The 24,618-nt window shown below is 39.4% G+C and carries 16 protein-coding genes and 3 tRNA genes; 8 read left to right on the forward strand and 11 right to left on the reverse strand.

What is annotated here, in order from left to right:
- Position 1 precedes the first annotated feature (1 nt).
- The 6 genes from BBI00_RS00130 to BBI00_RS00155 all read right to left on the reverse strand — a co-directional run bounded on the left by BBI00_RS00130 (position 2) and on the right by BBI00_RS00155 (position 12,064).
- A complete protein-coding gene (locus BBI00_RS00130) occupies positions 2 to 784 on the reverse strand; it encodes an ABC transporter permease (RefSeq protein WP_065396862.1) in 783 nt (260 codons plus the stop codon).
- Positions 777 to 1,679, reverse strand: a complete 903-nt coding sequence (locus BBI00_RS00135) for an ABC transporter ATP-binding protein (protein WP_065396863.1) — start codon at positions 1,677 to 1,679, stop codon at positions 777 to 779. The genes BBI00_RS00130 and BBI00_RS00135 overlap by 8 nt, the downstream gene beginning before the upstream one ends.
- The gene (locus BBI00_RS00140) at positions 1,679 to 2,953 is read right to left on the reverse strand and encodes an erythromycin esterase family protein (RefSeq protein ID WP_065396864.1); all 1,275 of its coding nucleotides are present in this window, start codon (positions 2,951 to 2,953) and stop codon (positions 1,679 to 1,681) included. The genes BBI00_RS00135 and BBI00_RS00140 overlap by 1 nt, the downstream gene beginning before the upstream one ends.
- Before the next feature lie 253 nt (positions 2,954 to 3,206).
- Positions 3,207 to 6,296, reverse strand: coding sequence for a T9SS type B sorting domain-containing protein (locus tag BBI00_RS00145; RefSeq protein WP_065396865.1), 3,090 nt, complete (start codon positions 6,294 to 6,296; stop codon positions 3,207 to 3,209).
- A 94-nt stretch (positions 6,297 to 6,390) separates the two neighbouring features.
- Complete coding sequence (locus tag BBI00_RS00150) at positions 6,391 to 9,528, reverse strand: T9SS type B sorting domain-containing protein (protein ID WP_228394689.1); 3,138 nt, start codon at positions 9,526 to 9,528, stop codon at positions 6,391 to 6,393.
- 244 nt (positions 9,529 to 9,772) lie between these two features.
- Entirely contained in the window at positions 9,773 to 12,064 is a 2,292-nt protein-coding gene (locus tag BBI00_RS00155; RefSeq protein WP_083988385.1) for a fibronectin type III domain-containing protein, read from the reverse strand.
- A 381-nt stretch (positions 12,065 to 12,445) separates the two neighbouring features.
- Between BBI00_RS00155 and BBI00_RS00160 the strand changes: the two genes are divergently transcribed.
- Positions 12,446 to 14,092, forward strand: coding sequence for a helix-turn-helix domain-containing protein (locus BBI00_RS00160; RefSeq protein WP_065396867.1), 1,647 nt, complete (start codon positions 12,446 to 12,448; stop codon positions 14,090 to 14,092).
- The gene (locus BBI00_RS00165; protein WP_065396868.1) at positions 14,089 to 15,219 is read left to right on the forward strand and encodes a tetratricopeptide repeat protein; all 1,131 of its coding nucleotides are present in this window, start codon (positions 14,089 to 14,091) and stop codon (positions 15,217 to 15,219) included. Before BBI00_RS00160 ends, BBI00_RS00165 begins: the two co-directional genes overlap by 4 nt.
- 182 nt (positions 15,220 to 15,401) lie before the next feature.
- Here the strand turns inward: BBI00_RS00165 and BBI00_RS00170 are convergent, their stop codons facing one another.
- Positions 15,402 to 16,226: a 5'-nucleotidase, lipoprotein e(P4) family gene (locus BBI00_RS00170; RefSeq protein WP_065396869.1), complete on the reverse strand. Its 825-nt coding sequence runs from the start codon at positions 16,224 to 16,226 to the stop codon at positions 15,402 to 15,404.
- Between the two features lie 251 nt (positions 16,227 to 16,477).
- Between BBI00_RS00170 and BBI00_RS00175 the strand changes: the two genes are divergently transcribed.
- A complete protein-coding gene (locus BBI00_RS00175; protein ID WP_065399559.1) occupies positions 16,478 to 17,065 on the forward strand; it encodes a Crp/Fnr family transcriptional regulator in 588 nt (195 codons plus the stop codon).
- Positions 17,066 to 17,121: 56 nt separating this feature from the next.
- The gene (locus tag BBI00_RS00180; protein ID WP_065396870.1) at positions 17,122 to 17,811 is read left to right on the forward strand and encodes an MBL fold metallo-hydrolase; all 690 of its coding nucleotides are present in this window, start codon (positions 17,122 to 17,124) and stop codon (positions 17,809 to 17,811) included.
- 245 nt (positions 17,812 to 18,056) lie between these two features.
- On the opposite strand, the gene BBI00_RS00185 is transcribed toward BBI00_RS00180, so the two are convergent.
- The 3 genes from BBI00_RS00185 to BBI00_RS00195 form a co-directional block, all read right to left on the reverse strand.
- Positions 18,057 to 18,130: transfer RNA gene (locus BBI00_RS00185), tRNA-Arg, on the reverse strand.
- 42 nt (positions 18,131 to 18,172) lie between these two features.
- Positions 18,173 to 18,247, reverse strand: a tRNA-Pro gene (locus BBI00_RS00190).
- A 15-nt stretch (positions 18,248 to 18,262) separates the two neighbouring features.
- Positions 18,263 to 18,347 (reverse strand) — tRNA-Ser (locus tag BBI00_RS00195).
- A gap of 136 nt (positions 18,348 to 18,483) precedes the next feature.
- Here BBI00_RS00195 and BBI00_RS00200 point away from each other — a divergent pair.
- The 4 genes from BBI00_RS00200 to BBI00_RS00215 all read left to right on the forward strand — a co-directional run bounded on the left by BBI00_RS00200 (position 18,484) and on the right by BBI00_RS00215 (position 23,119).
- Positions 18,484 to 19,509, forward strand: a complete 1,026-nt coding sequence (locus BBI00_RS00200) for an N-acetylmuramoyl-L-alanine amidase (protein ID WP_065396871.1) — start codon at positions 18,484 to 18,486, stop codon at positions 19,507 to 19,509.
- A gap of 73 nt (positions 19,510 to 19,582) precedes the next feature.
- Entirely contained in the window at positions 19,583 to 20,983 is a 1,401-nt protein-coding gene (gene aspA, locus BBI00_RS00205; protein ID WP_065396872.1) for an aspartate ammonia-lyase, read from the forward strand.
- Positions 20,984 to 21,053: 70 nt separating this feature from the next.
- Positions 21,054 to 21,908 carry a glycosyltransferase gene (locus BBI00_RS00210; RefSeq protein WP_065396873.1) on the forward strand — a complete coding sequence of 285 codons (855 nt, stop codon included), beginning with the start codon at positions 21,054 to 21,056 and terminating at the stop codon, positions 21,906 to 21,908.
- Between the two features lie 164 nt (positions 21,909 to 22,072).
- Positions 22,073 to 23,119 carry a hypothetical protein gene (locus tag BBI00_RS00215; RefSeq protein WP_065396874.1) on the forward strand — a complete coding sequence of 349 codons (1,047 nt, stop codon included), beginning with the start codon at positions 22,073 to 22,075 and terminating at the stop codon, positions 23,117 to 23,119.
- Positions 23,120 to 23,138: 19 nt separating this feature from the next.
- Here BBI00_RS00215 and BBI00_RS00220 read toward each other — a convergent pair whose 3' ends face one another.
- Entirely contained in the window at positions 23,139 to 24,617 is a 1,479-nt protein-coding gene (locus BBI00_RS00220) for a lipopolysaccharide biosynthesis protein (protein WP_065396875.1), read from the reverse strand.
- Position 24,618: the final 1 nt, after the last annotated feature.

Raw genomic sequence — 24,618 nt, forward strand, 5'->3', positions numbered from 1 at the left:
TTTATCCGCCTTTCTTTTTGATGAACAGATAAAAACTGACAGCCATCAATAGAAAAATAGCAGCAATATTGGAATAGTCAAGTCTTTCAAAAGCTGTATTTTCAATGATCAGATTATCAAGTGACTTATAACCGCCTGTATAAATCAGGAAATCAGAAAATTTCTTCTCATGAATGATGGTGGAGAAAAGTAACAGGAATACTCCGGCTCCGATAGGGTAAATAAAGTTTTTGAAAATAAGGCTTAAGGTGAACTGTACCATCGCAATTGCAGAAAGGGTAATGAAAAGTTTCAGGAAAACATAAAAAATAACCTCTCTGAAGTCATAATTCTGAAAACCCAGTTCAGGAAAAGCAATGCCTAAAAAATAGCCGCTCATCAGAAATGCCAGATAGGAGAAGAGAACTGAAAACAGAACAGTGATCTGAATGAACAGAGCCTTTGAAAAAAAGATCCTGGCCTTTGAAACCGGAAGCGTAAATAGGATCTTATAATTATTATTCCGGTATTCCACATCGCAGCAGGCATGTACAAAAAGGGCGACAAGAATAGGGAACAGCAGGTAATAGAACATGAATACTGTTTTTCCCAGCATCATCTTCCATGGGTTTGAGGTTCCGTTTGCAGCATCACTTCCGGCACTGATAACGTCATAAGCAATATACAGGTCAACCGCAAAAACAATAAGAACAGGCAGCAGAAGTATCCCGAAAATCTCTTTGTTTTTAGACAGTTTATACTGCTCAGATGAAAACGCTTTAAAGAAAGTATTGGTATTAGTCATGTTTCTTGGAAATTAAATGAATGAAGATCTGTTCAAGATTGGAGCTTTGAGATTCCGTATCATAGATCTCAATCCCGTTTTGAATAAGGCTCTTTAGAAGAGTATTAAAGCTTTTATCATCAGTGATCTTTACCGATATTTTACCGGAGCTGTTTAACATTGCGGAAAAAGATTCCTGCAATATAGATAAAGCTTTCTCAGGTTGGTCTACCTTTAGTGTTACTTCTCTTTCAACCTGGTTGAGCAGTTCATTTTTTGTTCCCTGGAAGATCATTTTCCCACCTTCAATAATCCCGATGTGCGTAGCGGTTTTTTCAAGTTCGCTCAGAATATGGCTCGAAAGAAAAATGGTTTTCCCCTGTTCATTCAGGTATTGGAACAGCTTTCTCATCTCAAAAATTCCCTGCGGATCAAGTCCGTTGAGTGGTTCATCCAGAATCAGAAGTCTTGGATCATTATAAATGGCCATGGCGATGCCCAGGCGTTGTTTCATTCCCATCGACAGGGCACTTGCTTTCTTCTTTTTCTCTTTGTGAAGATCTACCAGTTCCAGAACCTCATCGATCCTTTTTGAACCTTTTCCGTAGATAATATCCAGGTATTTCAGGTTTTCAAAAACAGTCAGTTTCGTATAATAGCATGGGGATTCAATAAGATTTCCGGTGTTGGCAAGGATCTCTGTCCGGTGTTGCTTTAAACTTTTATTCCGGAAAAAAATATTATCATGGTCTGATTCCAAAAGTCCTAACAGCAGCTTGATCGTGGTTGATTTTCCTGCACCGTTTCTTCCCAGATAGCCATAAATGCTGCCTTCAGGAATATTGAGGCTGATGTTGTTTAAAATGGTTTTAGAACCTATCTTATAATTGAGATCTTTGGTTGTAATGCTTTCCATTATTTGATGGGTGTTAAAGAAGTATTGGTATCGATGTAGAAAATTCCGTCAAAAAAGCGGCTCCAGACTTTCTTCTGGTCTGTTTTCTGGTTGATGGTTGAAGTAAATTCCTTTTTTAAGACAGAAGCATTGGGAACTGCTCTCAGATCGATAAAGAAATAAGGCTCTTTCATTGCATGGAATGTGTTTTCAATAGCAAGCTTTCCGGGTTTGTCCATCAGTTTTCCTTTAGTATTGAATGAAGCATAGGATGAAAAACCGATCATATAAGACGCCTTTCCATATTTATTTTTGATATAAGCTCCCATCGGGCGGTAGTCTTTGCTTTCCTGGTCTGCAAAAGAATGAATGTTGGAACACCATACGATGATTTTTTGGTCCTGATAAACAGAATCAATCTGATGGATAAGATTCTGAGCCATTACAGAGTCTCTGAAATGCATACTGGATAGGGTTCCGGATTTATATTTTGTCACCTTATGGAAATAATTTTTCATATCATGCAAATACCTTGCATACATCATGTTTTCAGGAGTTTTTTCAAGTTTCATAACAGCTTTTTCAAGCTGGCTCATCTCATTGAAGAGCTGTTCCTTCTGCTTGCCTTCCAGGGTTCTTCTGGCAAAACCTTCAAACATAAAATTATTAAGCTGATTGATGTATTTGCTGAAGACCTTGAACGGTTTGAGATCAATATTATTTTTGCTTAAAAACTCCCTAAACAGCTTATTTCTCCTGCCGTAGAGCACATTTCCGCTGAACTGGATGTCAAATCCTCCAAGCTCTATTGGCTGAGTGGAAGTTTTGGATTTCTGATAGTAACTGATCAGCGGCCGGTTTTCTTTATTATCCCACCAGAAATCAAACAGTCCGAGCCCTGCGATAGAATTCGAAGGGACCTTCATCGGATGATTTTTCATTTCCTCGTTCATGATCCAGGTATCATATTGCCCGGCTTCATAAAGAACTACATTATAACCCAGATTTTCATGGAGATATTGGATCATCCTGCCTTTGGCCTGCATCGTAGCACCGTCGGAGTGGACGTTCTCTCCGAGGATAAGAATCCTGTTGCCTTTCAGCACGGAATCAAAGATCTTTAAATCACCGTTGTCAGCATGATCCATAGAAATACTTTTTATAGGATGCGTATACCGCCGGACATCCATCAGACGCTCCTGCTTTTCTTTCTCAGGAATTTCTTTGAAAACAATTTTATTCAGGAATAAAACGGATATAACAGAAAAGATAAAAATATAAAGAAGTTTCTTCATTCATTGGAAATTACAATGTTGCTAATATACCGTTGTTTTTATTTTTATTGTGATAAAAAATAAAAGATTTTGATAGGTAATGAATGGGTTTGATCCGAAAAGAATGCCATGTGGAAAATAATGCCAGTTCGTCATTTTTTTCCGGTACCGGTGAATATTTAAGATGGAAAAATAAAAAAACTGTCTCAAAAAAATGAGACAGCCTCTTTAAACAAAAAGTATTACAAGCCTGATTAGGCAGCATGTATTGTATTTAGTTCCGGTTTTTTACGAGGATCCAGCCTGTATAAGTTACCAGGTTTTGGGTTTCCGGATCTGCCCATTTTATTTCATACCAGTACGTTCCGCTGCTGACGGGATTACCGCCGATGGTACCGTCCCATTTGAACGTATTGCTTTTTTCAGAAGAATAAATAAGCTGTCCGTACCTATTGAATATACCAAATTTCAGATCTTTCAGGAATGCCAGCTGAGAATAGTCCAGCGTATCGTTGATCCCGTCACTGTTAGGGGTAATTGCATTAATGAGATTGGGTACCAGGATCTGGGTTTCCACTGGGCTGCAATTGTAGGAATCTTTCACATAGAAGTTGTTTTTACCCCTTGGAAGATTGGTGAAGACATTCGAATCCTGCCATATCATTCCGTCTCTTGAGTATTGATAAGGAGGGGTGCCTCCCTCTGCAGTAATCGTTGCTGTATTATGGGTCACCTCAACTTTTTTGACCTTCGGGACCGGGACGGACATTACCTTTACCAACTGTTTTGTCTCGCAACCGCCAGAGGTAAGGATCACCCAGTAACTTCCTATGGAAACAGTGATGGAAGGCGTTGTAGCTCCGGTACTCCAGAGATAGGAAGTATAACCCGGCCCAGCATTCAATGTGATTTTTGCGTCGGGGCATATATATTGATCCGTCAGAAGAGGAGAGGGCTTGGGAGGAATGATGTTCAATGTTATTGGGGCAAAATCATAACATCCGTTCGCCGTAATGACTTTGACGTATACTGTGGCATTCGGGGAAATATAATTCGCCGGAGTCAGGATTTCATTAGTTCCGTTGGTTGCATCAATAAGCGTTGGATAATATTTTTTTGTCACAGGAACTGTAGTCGTTACCAGTGCTGAAGTCAGGTCAAAAGTTCCGGTACTGGGATTCGTAGGAACAAAACATCCGTTAAGCGTCGCATTCTGTATATTAGGTGCAGGATAGAACTGAAGAGTGATTTTGGCATTTGCGGTACATCCTTCTGCAGTGGTAACCTTTACGTAAACACTGGCCGGAACTACAGATGAGTATGCATTAGCCGGAATAATTTCGTTGATCCCTGCATTCAGATCCGCTAAAGTCGGGTAGTATTGTTTAGTCACATTCGCAGGTCCGCCTACATTGGCTGTAGTGAGGTCAAAAATACCGGTTCCGGTCGTTGTGGGACAGGTTTTTACAGTGGTATCCGTAAGAATCAGGGGTTGTACCGTTATATTGACTTTTACCTGTTCACAATCAGTGAAATCGGGATCGTTTCCACAGAATTTATAAGTGAAAGTATCGGTGGTTGTTCCTGCATTGGCAGTGTAGGTAAGAACTCCCGTCGTTGAATTGACAGTTAAAGTACCATTAGCCGGAGGAGTAATGATCTGCACTGTTCCGGGAACAGGAATCTGCGTGGAATTGGTAAAGGCAGGGGTAATGGTGACAGGCTTACCGGCACTGCAGATATTTAATGCTTTTACAGTATTGGTGAGGCAGGTATATACCTTATACGGATAAGTAGTAAGAGGTGTACATGTACTTTTGGTAATCGATACGGTATAGCTTCCCCCCTGGGTTGGTGTATATGTATTGGAATTAGCCCCAGGAATAGGATTCCCGTTGAGGTTCCACTGATAATGATCAAAACCGCTTTCTACTTCCAGAACAATTCCGGGAATACATTCCCCTGCAGACTTTTTGATCACCGGAATAGAATTAAACCCGGCGAAATACCCTCCGTAGCCCAGATTTCCGCTACCTCCTATAATTCCGGCAGTGACAGCTTTTGTAGATGCTACCGTAACATTTCCTGAAATATTGGGTACGGAATAAGAAACCCAGTCTTTGGTTCCGGTTACCGGGAAAGGTCCCTGTGCAGCTGTCGTAGGAATACCATTTACCGTTACGGCAGCGCCTGCCTGGGTAAGGATATTGAGCTTTACCACAAGTGGTGGATTAAATGTAGTGTAATAAGGCAATTCACCTATTTTTCCAATTTCATCAATCACCGTAGGAAGGAAACAGTTTAAAGGCGGGATATAATTAAAGCCCTCTGTAGCATCATTATCCTCAATGCCTGAGAGCAGCTGGTAGACATACACATTTTTGGAAGCTTTGATATACATATTGAGATGCGAGGGTCCGTTTGCAATATAATTCATCGCACTGACACGGTAATACTGTCCCTCATTCAAGGTAGCAACAGGTGTAGGATTATCATTGAGCCTGATTTCCGTATTGTTTTCAGTCGCTACAATGACAGCGCCCTCAATCTCCGGAAGAAGATTTCCCATTCCTTTAATCATCACGAATTCCTGTCCTAAGCGTTCAACAGGCACAGATTGATCCATTACGATATCTTCCCCGTTATAGGGTGGAGCCAATCCGAACTGACCGTGGTAATTTCCGTTGGTAACAGATACAGGCTTGGTCGATTCAATTTTAGCCCCGATGAATCCGTCTTTATTGCCAGGTTTATTGGCATATCCGGCAAATATGTAAGATTGTCCCTTATTCAGCGTGATCGTAATACTCGGGTGGGTAAGTCCATTGAAATTGTTGTAAAACCATGTTGTCATGGCATACCCTGAAACCTTCACCTGAGTGTTGTCCTCGGTGGCCAGAATTCCGCAGCTAAAATTTTGGCTGGACTGGTTATTCATCAGCGGGGCGTATACTGCATAAAATTTATTACCAATTCCTGCCTTCCCTTTGGAAGTAAGAATTTCTCCATGATTGATTTCCGAAAATCTGTAAGTGGCGAAAAACGGGAGGTCACCATGAAGATAAAGCCCTCTTGTTTTTACACTCATCGCATCGGCAGTATTCTGTCCGGTCATCAGATTCCATGGTACATCGAAAGTCTGAGGATTTCCCTTGCTGATGGTGACGGTGCCTATTACCGTATTATTATTGTAAATGGAAACCGGAAACGGCGTGGTACTGTCCGTAGAGAGATACAGTGCCTGCTTGGGGGAACCATTGGTGGAACTGGCAACCATAGGGGCAAACCAGTGATCAGTATCCCTTTGTGCACAGGCAGGGGAAGCCATGAGTAGCAGTATAAAAATAAGTAAGATCCTTTTCATAGATTTTAGGGAAGATTAAATTAAATAAGTCATAACAGCTGCTTTGATGAAATCTGACAGCGAATGATTGCTAATACGTGTATTAATATTGGGTTCAGTCTTTATTTTTCAATAAGATCCATCCCGTATATTGAATGGTAGCATCCTGTAGTGAAGGTTCTTTCCAGGTGATCACATACCAGTATGTTCCTGTGAACAGCTTTTTGTTGCTGAACATTCCATTCCATGTATAATTATTGAAACGGGTACCGGCAAAGACATTATTGCCATAGCGGTCATATACCATAAAAGAAAAGTCTTTTTTATAGGCAAAATCAGCATAGGATATCGTATCATTGATGTTGTCTCCGTTGGGAGTGATAGCACTGATAAGATTGATGACGGTTAATTCTACTTTTACCGGTTCACAGTTGTAAGAATCTTTTACATAAAATACATTCTGCCCGTTAGGAAGCCCCGTGAATGTATTTGAAACCTGCCAGTGGGTACCATCAATAGAGTACATATAAGGTGGGTTTCCTCCCGTTACTGTGAGAGAAGCCTTGTTATTTTCAAGATCGATGCGGTTGATAACAGGATCAGGAGCAGCTTTTACAGTGATATTTTGTTTGGTAAAGCAGTTGTCGTGTCCTAAAATCACCCAATAGTTTCCTACTCCTATATTCGAAATAGAAGAAGTCGTAGCTCCCGTGCTCCATTCATAAGACTGATAGCCTGACCCTGCATCCAAAGTGGTCGTTTCATTGATGCAGATGAACTTATCTTTCAGCAAAGAAGAAGGATGGGGCAATGTAACTGTAAGCGTAACGACTGCTATTGAAGAGCATCCTGTAGTATTGGTTACTTTTATATAAGCTGTTCCACTGGAAGCAATATATACATTGGGATTAAGGATAGCGTTGATTCCGGCTGCAGCGTCCTGCATGGTCTTATAATATACTTTGGTAACACCTAGCTCACTGGTAACGGCAGCTTTGGTAAGGTCAAAATTTCCTTTGTCAGGAGTGGTATCTATATAACATGAGGTCAGAGAAACATTCTGAACCAGTGGCGCAGGATGGAATAACAGACTGATTTTTGCCTGGGCAAAACATCCTTCAGGAGTAGAAACTTTTACATACACATCCTTTGGAGCAGCTGATACATAAGCATTGGCCGGAATGATCTCATTTGTTCCTGCAGCCAGATCAGCAGCGGTAGGATAGTATTTTTTTGTACTTCCCGGTGTACCTCCAACATTGGCTGAAGTCAGGTCAAAAGTTCCCGTTCCGTTATTGCTGCAGGCTTTAATAGATGTATTGACCGCTGTTACAGATTGTACGGTAACATTTACTTTTACTTCCTCACAATCTGTAAACTCAGGAGCGTTACCGCAGAACTTATAAGTGAAAGTATCGGCAGTTGTTCCCGTATTGGCAGTATAAGTAAGTACTCCTGTTGTGGGATTTACGGTAAGTGTACCTTGAGTTGGCGGACTGATAATCTGTACAGTGGCTGGGACCGGAGTCTGTGACGAATTTGTAAAGGCCGGTGTTATTGACAAAGGAGTTCCGGTGGAACAAACCGTTATTGGTTTTATAGTATGGGTAACACAGGAAAATACCTTATACACAGGAGTCGTTGCCGGTGGACAGCTTCCTCCCACGGATACCGTTACCGTATAGTTTCCAGGTTGTGTAGGAGTATAGGTATTGGTATTGGCACCCGGAATAGGACTTCCATTAAAATTCCACTGATAAGTAGCATAGCTGTCATCCACTTCCAGCACCATATCCGGAATACAGTTTCCATTCTTTTTGGCAATAACGGGAATAGAAGAAAAGCCTGCAAAGTAGCCGCCATAGCCTACATTTCCTTCTCCTGCTGCAATACCTGCTGTGACTGCCTTGGTAGACTGAACGGTAATATTGCCTGTAACATTAGGTACAGAATAAGAAACCCAGTTTGAATTTCCTGTAACAGGAAATGGTCCCTGAGTTGCCAGTGCTCCTCCGTTAACGCTTACCGTAGCTCCTGCTTCAGTGATAATATTAAGTTTTACAACAGGAGAAATCGCTGTGAAATAAGGTAAAATATTAATCATTCCTATTTCATCAATTTTTTTAGGTAAGAAACAGTTGAGAGGAGGGATGTAATTGGCCCCGATGGTAATTTCAACAAATGAAGTTGAAGTTCCTGCCATCAGCTGATAAACATAGGCTTTCTTTGTAGTCCGGATGCGCATGTTGTAATGTCCGGTACTGTTCTGATTGACGTATGAAGATGAGCCGATACGGTAGAACTGTCCTTCGTTAAGCGTAGCAACAGGGTTCACATCATCATTAAGGTACACCTGTGTATTATTCTCTGTAGCTGTCACTACGGCACCTTCCACATTAGCTGCAATAGCGGCCATACCCTTAACAAGGACAAATTCATCCCCTAATCTTTCTACCGGTATCGACTGATCCATTAAAATATCACCACCATTATTTGAGTTAACAATCTGGCCGTTAAAGTTTCCGTTAGTAACCGATACAGGTTTATTTGATTCAATTTTTGCTCCTATAAAACCGGTCTGATTTCCCGTTTGATTTCCTGCTCCTTCTATAATGTAGGATTGTCCTTTATTTAAGGTAAAGGTCATGGCAGGATTGGTGGTTCCGTTCGTTCCATTAGAAAATTGTACAGAAGAACTGTAATTGGAAACCGTTACCGTAGTATTGTCTTCCGTGGCCAGGATACCACAGGTAAAATTATTAGTGGAATTGGAAACAGCAATAGGTCCATAAGATATATAAAACTTGTTTCCAATTCCTGCTTTTCCTTTTGAAGTAAGAATTTCTCCATGATTTTTTGTAGAAAACCTGAATGTACAGAAAAAAGGTTTTTCTCCTTTTACATAGAGACCCCGGGTTGTTGCTTTAAAAATTTCAGTCTGGGCTCCTGTAATCATATGATCCATAGGGATATCAAAAGATTGAGGGTTACCTTTACTGATGGTAACCGTTCCGATAGCTGTATTGTTATTGTATATCGTAACAGGAAAGGGAATTGTAGAATCTGTAGATAGAAACAAAGCCTGTCTGTTGGAATCATTAAGTCTTGACATCATAGGCGCAAACCAATGTTCCGTATCTCTTTGTGAAAAAAGATTGTTGAAGGCAAAAAACAGAAGTAAAAGAACAAACAGATATTTTCTGATCAGAATAGATTGGGATTCTGTCTGGCGGGGGATATAGGTAGTAATCATTGAATAGTTTTGTTTTTTTATACAGGGTGAAAGCTGGTTTCAAACATCTTTGAATAGAAAGTCAATTACCGGAAACAGCAGATTGAGGATATTTTCTGAATCTGAACTGACTGAATTCGTGATCAGTCCCTGAAATATGAACAATAAATGAAGTAAAGGTTTTACATAGACTGAATTTGATGTGTGGAAAAAACTGCCATACAGGCGACGGGAAATTCCGTCACTCTGTATGACAGTGACAACATTATTTTTTTATTGCTTTTACGGTTCTGGAAGTACCGTCTTTCATAATCATTCTGATCATGTACAGCCCTGATGTCAGGTCCTTTAAAGAAATTGGATTTTCAAAATTTCTGATCTCACGGATATGTTTGCCCGAAGCATCATAGACCATCACTGATTGCAGATTTTTGACGTCTGTAATATTGATGATATCTGTGAATGGATTAGGATAGATGTCCGGTTTGGATTTTGCGGTTACATCACTTACTCCCATACTTTGTGTAGGCGCCCATGAAATATTATCCCAGTAATACTGTGCATTACCTGAAACAGTATAGGTATTACGGATAGCGAGTCGTGCACCGGCAGGAATCGTATTGGGAATAGCAACCGCATACTCACTGCTTCCGGTAGTGGGAGCATAGGAGGTATTGGTAATATTCAGCTGCTGGATCAGGGTAAAGGTAGAAGCATCTGTAGGATTGGTCATATAGCCTACTTCCAGTTTTCCTGTATTGGCACTGCAATATGCATTGAATTTCAAAGAATGGGTTCCGGCATTGATATTACTCATTTCCGGTAATACGGCAATAGCAATGTCACCGGCAGAAATACTGCGCTGCAATACATGTCTGCTTCCGGAAAGCGCTCCGTTTCCATTGATGTTTACACTGGCTATTCCTGTTGCAATTCTTCCCCAGCATGGAGCATTGGTTAATAATCCTGTAGCGTAAGAATCAAAATTTTCAGACAAGGTAGTAACAGGGGCACAAAGCGTAAGTACAGAAGATACATTACTCCAGGCACTTTGATCAGTGCTACTGCATCTTGATCTTATCCATATATAATAAGTCGTTGCTGAGTTCAGTCCCTGGATGGTATATGGATTTGCTGTTATTCCCTGGATAATCGGCTGAGTAGATGAAGTTGGAGGAGTACTGTCCGTACTGTAATAAATATCATACCCACTTGCCGGTACACTGCCAGGTGCAGTCCATGCTGCATTTACAGTAGCACTGGTAGCATTAGACAAAACAACATTGGTTGGGGCGAAACAGGTGGGTTTAGGCTCCCAGTATACATTATCCCAATAAATATTGACTGAAGGTACACCTCCATGTCTTATCGCAAGCCTGGCATTGGCAGGAACGGTGTTGGGAACGAGTACACTGTATTCATATCCATCATACACCGTATTGCTGATGTTGACAGACTGGATATTGACAAAAGTAGAAGCATCCGTATCATTGGTTACATAACCTACATCCAGTACTCCGGCTGCACCGCTCACTTTTGCTTTGAATCTCAGCCAGTGGGTTCCTGCATTTATATTACTGAATTTTGGTAGTACTGCGATCACTGTATTGGCAGCGCCATTGGCACTTTGATACATAGCTTTGGTACTGTTCACACCACTGCCGGAAGCAATATTCTGATACCCGGAACCTAAAATAATCCTGTCCCAGCAGTCGGCATTGTTATTTCCGGTTGCTGCACTTTCAAAATCTTCAAACATAGATGTTTTTGCGTCGCACTTGGTTTTAAATATCCCCCTTAAAGACCATGCGCTTTTATCAGATGCACTGCAAACCGATCTTACATAATAATAGTACGTTGTGAAAGATGAAAGTCCGCCGACAGGCGCTGAGGTAGTATTGCTGGTTCCTGATGCCTGAGTAGAAGCGTCCGGAATAGTGGTGGAAGAAGTATAATAATATTCATAGCTTCCCGGTGCAGTAGCAGGGGCATCCCAGGAAATCGTTGCCGAGTTGTTGGTAATAGCGGAAGCGGCAAGTGTAGTAGGAACAAAGCAGCTTGGTGATGGAGCGATCTTCAGGCTGAAATCTACAAAATTACCATAATTATTAGGTCCGCAGGGATTTACCGGATTCGGGAATGAGGTTCCGCTTTGTACCCTGATCCTATACATTCCCGCAGGCTGGGAGGGTGGAATAAAGAATACATCATCTACTACTGAAAAATTGGAAGGACTTAACGGATTTTCATAGAAATCATCAAAATCTCCATCTGCATTCCAATCGATCCAAACGTAAGATTTGGTTGAGGATCCGGCAAAATCCAGATGAACGTTTACCGTTCCTCCCGGATAAGAAGTTACGATCTGGCTGGACGAGTTATCTGCGTAAGCCTGATATGCTGTAGCACTATAATATAATGCGCCCTGATCAGAAAATATTGCATTCTTTAGATAATTGGCCTGGCTGGAGCTACCGGCTGTTGGAGTACAATAAGTCTGAGCATTCAGTTTAAAAACCGAAAGGAGCACAATCATCCATAAGTAGTGTTTTCTCATTTTATTTCTATTTTTAAGTTAGCTACCCGCTTTATAGTCAGATCTTTTCTGATAATAAGTGGTAGAATGAATTATTACAGGGAATTTTTATAGATTTTTTGAATCTCTGATCATTGCTTTATTGCTTCAAAAATCATATATTAGGTTATTGCTGAATTATCTTTAATTTTTTATAATCATAAAGCTTGATAGGTGTGATGATTTCATTAAATTTTGAGAATAAGTCTAATATTTTAAATCAGCTTAAAGGTTTAAACAATATTAGCGTTATATTTGCCCCTTATCAAGAAATAAGCTTGCATAATTCGTTGATTTTACAAAAATTTAAAATGTAAATAATTGTAAATCATTATTTTATGTTTTTGGGTTTTAAAAGGAGTAATGATAGGAATATCAAATAAAAACAGTGGGAAAATGATCCTTATGTTCAAAAAAATACTGAAAAGTAATAGGCTGATATTGTTTTTCATCATGTTGTGTCCGGTTTTTATCAACGGGCAGGCTGCTCCGGATTTCAGTATTCTGACAGACAAAGCTTTTCAGAAATTATATCAGAATCCCGAAGAATGCATCAGTTATTCACAGAGCCTTCTGATCAGTGATAAGAATATTGAACATAAAGTTATTTTACGGAATATTATTTCCCAGGCTTATGCCTTGCAGGGGAACTATGTACAGTCTGTAAGCATTTCTAACCAAAAAGAAGATGAAAATCTTCAGGGGCATCTTTCCCGTTTTATCCAGTTGTTTGATGATTATAATCTGGCAGATCAGTATCAGAATCTGGGACTATACGGACAGTCGAAAAAAATCATTGCCGGGATCCTGAAAAATCCTGAACTCTTGAAGAGCAGTAACGGTAAAGAGAGGATGGTTCTTGCAAAACTGTTCCAGCTTCAGGCAATCAATGCCGGAATTACGAGAAACTATGACATTGCTTTAATTAATATTGACAAAAGTGATGTTTATCTGGACAATAACAATGAAGAAAACAGAATTATCAAGTGGGAAAATATTATTTTCCGGTCTTCATTCCTGTTGCGGCAGAATAAACTGGAGGAATCAAAAAAATTACTGGATGATGTGATCCGGGATGTGGAAAGGTATGGAAACAATGCTTTTATTACTGCATTTGCTTACGAAAACCTGTCCCGCTATTTCTTTTTAAAAGAAGACTATACTGCCGCTATAAAACATCTTGAAAAAGGGTTTTCTGAAATTCAAAACCTTCCCTATAATGATCTGAAGATCATATTTTATGAATTGTTTGCCCGCAATTACCTGGCGCTCAATAATGATAAGAAATATTATGATTACAATAATCTGTATACTGATCAGAAGGCTAAACTGGACGCCAATAAAAAAGAAGGAATACAATATGTGGTAAAGCTGCTGGAAACCTACCATAGCAAAAATATTGAATTTGAAAGACAGAATAAGCTCAAGCAGCTCAGGCTGATCAGTCTTGTTATGCTGATTCTCATTGTGGGAACTGTAGCTTATTTCTTAAATGAATCAGCAAGAGGGAAGGATATGAAAAAACAGCTTGACTTCTTTAAAAAACTGAAAGTGAAAGAAGAGCCTGTGACTGTAATCATTGAAAAACCCAAAGGCGAAACAGTACAGGAAAGCAAAAATCCTGATAAAGATCCTTCCAAGATATCAAAAGAAAAGGAAGAAGAAATTCTACAGAAACTGAAAGACTGGGAAAAGTCAGACCGCTACCTGAATAAAAATATGTCACTGGCTATTCTTTCTGTACAGACAGGCATTAATACCAAATACCTGTCTGAGGTGATCAATAACAACAAAGGAAAGAATTTCAACGGATACATTAACGAACTGAGAATTAATCATATCGCACGTCTTTTGAAAACGGATCCTGCTTATCTTAATTATAAAGTGAGCTATCTGGCAGAATACTCAGGATTTTCATCACACGGGGCATTTACCAATGTTTTTAAGTCGGTGACGGGAATGTCACCTTATACCTATATTCAGGAAATTATCAAAAATAAAAAGTCATGAAATTCTTTATCCATATTGTTCTGGTGGGTGTACTGTTTTGTCAGACACCGCTTTCCGGGCAGAACATTTCTGATGATTCCCTGATGAAAATAGCGAATCAGGAACTTTATAATAATCCTGAAAAAGCTATAAACATTGGGAAAAAACTGCTTCAGAAAGAACAGGATGTCCACAAATCGATCAAAATTTATCTGATTCTATCCACTGCAGGCATTGCCAAAAGAAACTTTGATGAATCTCTGCGGTATATTTTAAAAGCAAGAGAATTGGTACAGAAGACAAATGACCCTAAAGTCCATACCAGTTTTTTAATTGCAGCCGCTATGCAGTACCAGCAGATGGAGCTTTTCAGCAAAAGCCTTGAAACATTGGATGAAGCTGATGAGTACCTGGTGAAACTTCCTGAAAATTCGTACCTGAGGTATTTTGAGACAGCCCGGAGTTTTGCATTGCGGGGCATGATCTATAAAAGCCAGTCGAATCCTGAGATTGCACTTCAGGAATTTTCAATTGCGATCAGAAATCTCGGGAAAATAAAAGAAAAAGAGAAAACCTACTTTAATCAGAGTATTATTTATTATAATATCGGACATTGTTATCTCACTCTCAATCAGCCTGAAAAAGCAGAAACTGCCTTTATGAAGTCGATGAACTTAGCAGGCCAGATCAAAGCTAAAAGCCTTGAAGCTTTCGCCCTGAAAGGTCTGGCAGAGATGAACAAACAGAAACATCAGAATCAGGCAGCGCTGGAGCAGTTAATCAAAGCTGAAGAATTAGGCAGGGAAGCAGGTGATCTGACTCTTAATGAAGGTATTTATAAAGAAATGGCAGATAATTATCTGGCAATGGGGAAACCTGGTCTTTACCAGATTTATAATAAAAAATACATTGAAACAAAATTCAAAAGAGAGCAGAACGAATTAAGCTCTATCAATCACGCTATAGATGTTCACAATGTAGAAACGCAAAAGAGAAGCGAAAAAGTCGTAAGCCATTATAATTATCTGATGGCAGCAGTGATTATTGCGGGGGCGGTTATTCTGGGTATCTTTTCATATATGGTATTTAGGATCAGGAAAAAGAATGAGAAATTCAGGGAAGAGATTAAGGCTCTTATCAGGGATTAGTTGATATTGATGAAAATATATTAAATTATGTATTTTATTTAAATTATAAAGCAATGATAATGAATTAGGAATTATAATTTATGTTTATTGAAAATAGTGGGAATTGTTACATTGGTGGAAATCTCTAAACTATCTATAAAAAAACTCACAATAAAAATTGTGAGTTTTAATATGAATTGATTTTAAGGAGTAGCTTTCACAGCATTATACATCATAGAATCTTTCTGCTGTTGAGTATAATCATATTTGTATTGATAAAATGAAGATTCCCAATCTCCATAGCCAACGTTCGGAATAATAATGAATTTTTTACCGAAATCTTTGGCTACACTTTTCACAGCTGCAGAACGGTCCGCTTCCGATTTTTTATCGAAAATATCAGCAAAATCAGCAAGATTATCACCTAGCAGCAAAACAATATTATAATTTCTGGCAATATCCTTTCTCCGGTTTTCCTTACTGCTTTCCTTTGAACGGAGGATTAAATTGGCATCGCTTTGAAGAGGGTAATTGTACTTTTTTAAGTTTTTCAGAGTCCCTGCACATTCCTGTTCTGCACGGTTGGTAACATAAAAGACCTGTATACCTTTACTTGCTGCATACTGATAAAATTCCTGAGAACCGGTAAGCGGTGTTGCAATTCCCTTGGCCGTCCATTCTTCCCATGTTTTCTGATCATAATCCTTTCCCATTTTTGAACGCTCAACAGCATAATAGGAATTATCCAGAAATGTTTCATCAATATCTGAAACAATGGCTAACGGCTTATCAGATTTTTGCGCTAAAGCCTCATCCAGTCGGAGTTTTGCTATATTATAGGCCTGCAGGCAAAGTGCTTCATATTCGGCCGCTCTTTGCTGGTAAAATGCGGCATATATTTTTCCGTTATGTCCCAGGTTTTGATAAGGAGTATTCTCATTGGAAACCTTTGAAACCGGAGCAGCTGTTTGGCATGATACTAACAAAGCCAGAAAACTGCCTGAGAGGATGTATTTAAAATTTTTCATTGAATTAGAATAGAGATCACAAAATTATAACAATTTGATTTTTGCTGCAACTCAATACTTTCTATTATAAGAGTAAATACTTTATTTTTACACAACCTAACAGGTTTTCAAAACCTTCTAGGTTTATAAAATTGCTTAAAATTTAAATGCATCCTTTTTTGAATATACAATAATGGCTAGATTTGAACACCGGATCTTATATTCGATCCATAACCGCTCAGGAAAAAGCAAAAGGACAAAAAAACAGAAAAATGACTGACATATTTGAAAATTACCTATCCTCAACAGGAGGATTATCAGCTGAGGAAATCAACTTTTCTGTAAAATTCTTCAAACCGGTTCACTTAAAAAAAGGTGATTTTTTTATTCGTGAAGATGAACCCTGCCGCCATATTGGATTTATTGCCAGTGGTGCTGTAAAAGCATATGCTGTCGACAAAGAAGGAAAGGAAAATATAACCTGCTTTAAGTTTGAAAATGAATTTGTCACCTCATTTCCGGAGTTTGTGAAGCAGGAAAAATCAAAAAGGAGTATCAGGGCTATAGAAGATTGTGTAATCTATAGGATAGGATATGCAGACTATCAGCATCTGCTTGGCAAGGTCACTGCCTGGAACGGAGTGATAAAATGGGTGATGGAGCAGGAGTATAACCAAAAGGAACGGTATCTGCTGAATTACAATAACAGGTCGGCTGTGGATAAATACCGTCATATCCTGTCAGACGAACCGATGCTCGTTCAACGCACCACCACGCAGGATCTGGCCTCATACCTGGGCGTTACCCAGCGATCGCTTACACGGGCAAAGGGACAGATACACAGGCCCAACACATTATAGGACAAATGTCCTTATTTGGGCTCCTGTCAGCAATGTAGATTTGCACAAAAAAAATTATGCTACGTCAAATTGCTCCTGAAGTATTCCACATTCCACTGATGCCACGAAATAGCATCAATTGCTATATTATCGAAGGTGTATTGGTAGACTCCGGAATACGGAGTTCCTATACCACTGTAAAGAAAGCGCTCCACAAAATCCCTGTTGATCAGCATATACTGACACATGCGCATGCAGACCATCAGGGCTGTAGCGATCAGATATGTGCTGAATTCGGAATTCCTTTACTGTGTCATCCCGATGAAATTTTCAGGACTGAAACAGGTATGGTAACCACAGATTACCCCAACTCACAACATTGGGTGGCAAAGCTTCAGCAAAAGTACTGGGCAGGCCAGGGGCATAAAGTAGACAGAACAGTCGTTGAAAATGATAAAATCGGAAACTTCCGGGTAATAGAAACACCCGGACACTCACCGGGTCATATTTCTTTATTCAGGGAGCGGGATGGTGTACTGATCATTGGTGATGCAGCTACAAATATGAACCTGCTTACTACAGTACCCGGACTGCATCTTCCACCAAACATGTTTACATCAGACCAGCAGCGCAACGTCAGGTCGCTCTGGAAATTAGCAAAACTGAACCCTTCTGTTATCTGCTTCGGCCATGGACCGGTTATGCAAAATACAGATCGGAAGTTTGAGCAATTTGTGGCTAAATGCAGTGCGGCTATTTTAGGATAGATCGGACTGTAATCGGATCAGTTTCAAAAGTTGGGGGTACTATTGTTTGTATTGATGGAATTGAATTAATGCGAAGTTTTATCACCTTATGTCATATTCCTGAGGAGGAAAAGAATAGAATTCATGAAATTGATTCTTATAAAGCAGATATAGTCATGTACCTCCTTCTTTAGTTGATATTGAATCATTGAATTCAGAATCAAATAACAACAAAAAACCTCATCATAAAAATGATGAGGTTTTTGTGAGCGCGAAAGGATTCGAACCTTTGACCGTCTGCTTAGAAGGCAGATGCTCTATCCAGCTGAGCTACGCACCCTTAAAAGTTGATTCCCGCTTAGTCAATAAGCGCATTAAAAAGTCGGGGCGGCAGGATTCGAACCTGCGACCTCCTGGTCCCAAACCAGGCGCGATGACCGGACTACGCTACGCCCCGAATATATAAGAAGAGCGGAGGGTAAGGGATTCGAACCCTTGCGACACTTTCGCGTCGACAGTTTAGCAAACTGCTCCGTTAACCACTCCGGCAACCCTCCTTTTTGTTTATTTTTTAATGATCGTTGTTCCGTTATTGCGAGTGCAAATATAGAACAGATTTCTTTATTTACCAAATAAAATTCAAGAAAAATTTAACGTATTTTTGAAGTAATAAATTGTTAAAAACCCAAACTGATGCGTAAGACATTATATATCATCGGATTAAGCACTTTTGTTTTTTCATGTACTTCCCAGCAAAATGTGAAAAAAAATACTTACAAACCGAAAACCCCGGTAGCACAGACGAAACCAGCCGTTCAGACACCGGCTCCGGCAGCGCCAAAACCAAAAGTTGTATCCGATCACGGAGTGGATTTTTTTACAACCAACATAGCAGATCCTGCCAAAAATGATAATACGGCAAGCTATGGTTCTATAGTATCTGCAAAACCGGCCGGATATAAAGTGGTAAAAACTTATTTCCCTGCCGTTGCACAAAACTTCAGACAGCGTTATCTGATATTGCATTATACGGCTCTTCCGGACGATAAGTCAGTTACTGTTCTTACCCAGCAGGCTGTAAGTGCCCATTATCTTGTAAATAATACAGGAGATAATGAGATCTATCAGTTGGTAGATGAAAACAAACGTGCATATCATGCCGGTGTAAGTTCATGGAGAAATGACAAGAATCTTAATGATACTTCCATAGGAATTGAAATTGTCAACACAGGATATACAACAGACAGTACCGGTAAAAGAATATTTGCATCATTCAGTGATGATCAGATGAAAAAAGTGGCGGCGCTGGTCAAAGATATTGTTACAAGATACCAGATTCCACCAACTAATGTATTGGCTCATGCAGACATAGCCCCTACAAGAAAACAGGATCCGGGTCCTATGTTCCCATGGAAGAAGCTATATGATCAATACCAGATAGGAATGTGGTACGATGAAGCGGCCAAGCAAAATTACTTCGATCTTGCCCAGACAGAATTTGTTACAAGATATAGCGATCCTACGTTTATTTTCAGCATCCAGACGGCATTACAGAAATTTGGATACGGAATGGAGCTGAGCGGGAAATGGGATGATGCTACCAAGAAAACAATTGAGGCTTTCCAGTATCATTTCCGTCCGCAAAACTATGACGGAGTGATGGATGCCGAAACATGGGCGATACTGCAGGCTTTAAACTTAAAGTATCCGGCAAAATAAATTCAAATTAAAGCGCATCGTTTAGATGCGTTTTTGCTATCTTTAAACGATCAAAAACAGTAAAATATCTGTAATGGAAAATTTCAGAAAAGAAAGCGATCTATTGGGCGAACTGAATGTGCCGCTAGACGCTTATTATGGGGTTCAGACACAACGAGCTATCAACAATTTCAAAATTTCAGGACAGCTTTTGTCTTCATATCCTGAGTTCATCAAAGGTTTGGCTTTTGTAAAAAAAGCAGCAGCAAAAACAAATTATGAACTGGGACTTCTTGACGAAAACCTGTATTTTAAAATAGCAGAAGCTTGTGACGAAATTGTAGAAGGAAAATATCATGACCAGTTTCCGGTAGATATGATCCAGGGTGGGGCAGGAACTTCCATCAATATGAATGCAAACGAAGTAATCGCCAACATCGTATTGGAGAAATTAGGAAAAAATAAAGGAGAATATGAATTCTGCTCTCCTAACGATCATATCAACCTTTCCCAGTCTACCAATGATGCCTATCCTACAGCGATCAAAATGGGATTGCTGCAGATGAATGCAGGGCTTGTAGAAAGACTTGAAAGTATTGTAGCTGCTTTCCGTGCGAAAGGAGTAGAGTTCCAGGATGTGATCAAAATGGGACGTACCCAGCTTCAGGATGCTGTACCAATGACTTTAGGACAGGAATTTGAGGCTTATGCAGCCACTTTAGAGGAAGATATTTCCAAACTGAATAACAATGCCGGCCTTTTTGTAGAAGTGAATATGGGGGCAACAGCTATCGGAACAGGATTAAATGCTCCGGTAGGCTATGCAACCCTTTGTGCTAAAAACCTGGCCCAGATTACAGGTTTCCCGATTGTTTCGGCGCCGGACCTGGTAGAAGCAACACCTGACACAGGTTCGTATGTTATCTATTCTTCAGCCACAAAACGTCTTGCTGTGAAACTGTCAAAGATCTGTAATGACCTGAGATTATTATCATCAGGACCAAGAGCCGGTCTTTTTGAGATCAACCTTCCTCCGATGCAGCCGGGATCATCCATCATGCCGGGGAAAGTAAACCCTGTTATCCCGGAAGTGGTGAACCAGGTTTGCTTCAAAGTATTCGGAAATGACCTTACAGTAACTTTTGCCGCAGAAGCAGGACAACTACAGCTTAACGTAATGGAACCGGTACTTTCACATGCTATCATGGAAAATATCAATTTCCTTTGCAATGCATTAGACACGCTTCGTGACAAATGTGTAACAGGAATTACAGCCAATAAGGAAGTTTGTCTGAATATGGTAAAACACAGCATTGGTATTGTAACAGCCTTGAACCCATATATCGGTTATAAGCAGTCGACACAGATCGCAAAAGAAGCATTGGAAACCGGAAAAAGTGTTTACAACCTTGTCCTTGAGAAAGGAGTTCTTTCACAGGAGAAACTGGATGAAATTCTTGATCCGAAAAATATGCTGAAACCGCATAACAAATAATAAAAAACAATAAGTGGTAAATGACCTCAAAAAATTTACCACTTATTATTCATCATTTATACCATAATTCGTGAGGTTTTTAATTATAATTCCTGCCCATAACGAAGAAGACAACCTCTCATTTACCCTTGATTCTTTAAAGCTGCAAAGCCACAGAGATTTCAAAACAGTGGTAGTGAATGACGGTTCCACAGACAGAACTCCTGAAATTATAAAAGCCTATACAGGAACTGATAGCAGGTTTGAAACCGTTAATCTTCAGAAATCTGAACACCAGCCAGGTTCCAAGGTGGTGCATGCCTTTAAAAGCGGCCTGCAGACAAAAGCTGTTGATGAATTTGATATCATCTGTAAATTTGATGCCGATATCATCCTTCCGGAACATTATCTTGAAACAGTGGTCAATGCTTTTACACAGAACCCTGAATACGGATTGACAGGAGGGCTATTGTATGTAGAAAAAGACGGAAACTGGGTATATGAAGGGAATTCCAATAAGCATCACGTAAGAGGACCTATGAAGGCTTACCGTAAAGAATGCTTTATTCAGATGGGGGGCCTGAGAGAAACATTAGGCTGGGATAATATCGACTCTGTTCTGCTGGAAAACCTGGGCTGGAAAGAAGTTGTTATTCCGGAACTTCACGTAAAGCTGATTAAAGTAAAGGGAGCTGACTACACCATCAGACCGGCAGATTACTATGGCAGGTATTTCTATTTCTTAGGGCTGAACAGGTTCCTGGCTTATATTGCCGCTTCAAAAGAAGCAATGAAAAGCAAATCTCCATCGTTTTTCTTTGATATCATTAATGCTTATGAAAGCTGCAGATCAAAGAAACTTGAACTTAAGATCACTAAAGAGGAACAAAAAGTGGTTAATAACCAACGCTGGAAAATGTTGAAGAAAAAATGGCTGAAGATATAGAGGGAAAAACATCGTCATGAAGCTGCTTTAAAAACCGGCGTTATCATAAACAAAACGGAATATATTCAATTGGAACGGGCTTTAGCCCGTTTAAACAAAACAGGAAAAATCAATTGGCTTTAGCCAAAAACTTATAAAATCAAAGACATAATCCCTATCAGCAGGTGAAAAAAATAGCTTACATAGAAATCGATACTCATGCAGAAATTGCGCAGGCTTTCATAGATGTTATGAAAGGAGCCCAGGATTTTGCTGTAGACTATTATTTTTCAAAAAAAATTAAAGATCAGGTCATTTCACATGATGAATCCGTGTTTTTATCAGACAGTTCAATGATCCTGGAGCAGCTGAAAGTGAAAAAATATGATCTGGTGATTATAGGAACCGTTCATCGCTATTTCAATACGTTTTTTGCCCTCACAAAAAAATATAATACAGCTATTATTACTCACAATCTCAACTTTATCAATGCTTCAAAAATAAATCTTTTTCGAAGTATTTTTAAAGGTGATGTGATATTCAGATTAAAGCTATGGCTGAAGGAAGGTCTGTTTTATAAAACGAAGGTCTATCAGAATTCCGGGGCTCTTCTGGTGCTGGATGAAGTATTGGTTTCAGGAAAATATCAGTTTTTACCCCTGTTTTACACAAGAAATTTTGATAAGACCGGAAATAAAGAACTTACGGTGGTTATTCCCGGGGGAGTTTCACAGAAAAGAAGGGATTATCATTATATTTTTAAAACCATCCGGGCTATAAAAAACACAGATCAGTGTGAATTTGTATTCCTTGGAAAAGCAGCCGGCCATGAACTGAAGGAGCTTGAAAGTTTATCTTCACAACTGCCGGACAATATCAGGATCACTTACTTTCCTGAAAGAGTGCCTTCAGAAGGTTTTGAAAAATGGATGCAGAAAGCTGATGTCCTGTGGTGTCCGATCCGGCAGGGAACAGAGTTTTTCAGCATGAAAGAAACCTACGGAATCACTAAGATGACCGGAAATATAGGTGATGCTATAACTTATGGTAAACTGGCGATTTTCCCGCAGAATTATCCGTCGAAACTGCATTTTATCATTCCGGAAAAAGAAAATATCTTTGAGCAGTTAAAAGAAGTTTCAGCCATACATTTCGACTTTCAGAAAGTCTACGGAAAGGAAGAGGTTCAGCATGATCTGAAGCGCCTTTTAAGCAGTCTTATTCACATTTAAGACAGAATCCTTCCTGATTTTATTTGATTTTTAAAATACTTTTAATAAACCGCATGTTCAGATAATCTTCAATCGGGAATATTTTCGTGAAATAATTACCGATGTAGATCAGTACTAAAACAACCGCAGGCTTATAAACCAGGTTGATGAAGTTGCTGTTGAAGTTCGGAAGAACAATAGCTACGGTGATCGCCAGAGTACAGATAATGGAAACAAAGATCATTTCAATGCTCAGAGGTGAAACTTTGAACATGATATAATTGAAAATGATTTTCACGACATTATAAATGGTCAGAGAAATAGCTGTAGACAGGGCAATTCCAATCAGTTTGAGATCTGTGTTTTTAATGAAATAATAATTCAGCCCAATCGTTAATCCTGCCAATAAAAGCATGACCAGAATATTGAATCTGTAATACTTGGAAAGGGAAATAATATTTCCGTTGAAACCGGTTGCCAGATCGATCAGCACCGCAGAACCCCAGATCCAGACTACAGGTTCGTATTCCCTGAGCATGGTTCCGTTTTTCGGCATGAATTGCGTCAGGTAAGGAAAGCCTACCATAATGCATGAGAAGAGCACTGCTCCCAGGAAATATAATGTTAAAGAGGTTTTCTTGTGAAATCTGTCCAGATCTTCCATGTCACCGTCAGCCAGATTTTTGCTGATAATTGGTGCTGAAATATTAAACAGCCCCAGCTGTGGAATTGAAATCAGGGAAATCAGGGCATAGAGAACAGAATAAATACCATTTTCCTCCATTCCCATAAACTCTCCGATCATAAAACTATTGATGGCCAGGTAATTTCCAAACGTTCCCAGAAAACCGAAGAAACTGTAATTCATAAATTCCTTCCAGAAATTATTCTTTTTGAAATAATCCGTACTGAAATCAAAATGAATCTTCTCAAGCTTATTGGTGTAATAAATATAACCGAAAAGCATTAACGCAAATACGCCGAAGAAAAACGCCAGTGCAATATTCTGAGACAGGGAAAAATAAAAGAACAGGCAAAAAGCACCAAGATTGGCTATTTTAGGAAAAAGATTGTCAAAAATATTAGAGACAACGATTCTTTTATAATTGGAAGTGTATTTGTTGAAAATAGCACAGAGTGACAGTATCAAAATTAAAGGCAGGATAATTTCTTTAATTTTCCAGGCTTCCGAATGAATGAACTTCGGATAAAAATACGGAAGAATAAAGAATACCGTGGTGAATATGAGAAAGTTGATCAAGATCGTAATCAGCGAAAGCGAAAGCATATTCTGATTTTTACCGTCTTTCTGCAGGGAGTTAAAAAACTTTACATTCGCATATGAGATTCCGAATACCACAAAAGGAACAAGCATTTCAGCAGTCTGCATACTGTAGCGAAGCTTTCCATAAAATTCAAAATCATTCGGAAAAATGAATATTGCGGAAACCGTGCCCAGCAAAAAACCAATATAACCGATAATGGAATATTTGAAGCCTTGTCTCGCTACTACACTCATA

Source organism: Chryseobacterium arthrosphaerae (assembly GCF_001684965.1).
GTDB lineage: Bacteria > Bacteroidota > Bacteroidia > Flavobacteriales > Weeksellaceae > Chryseobacterium > Chryseobacterium arthrosphaerae.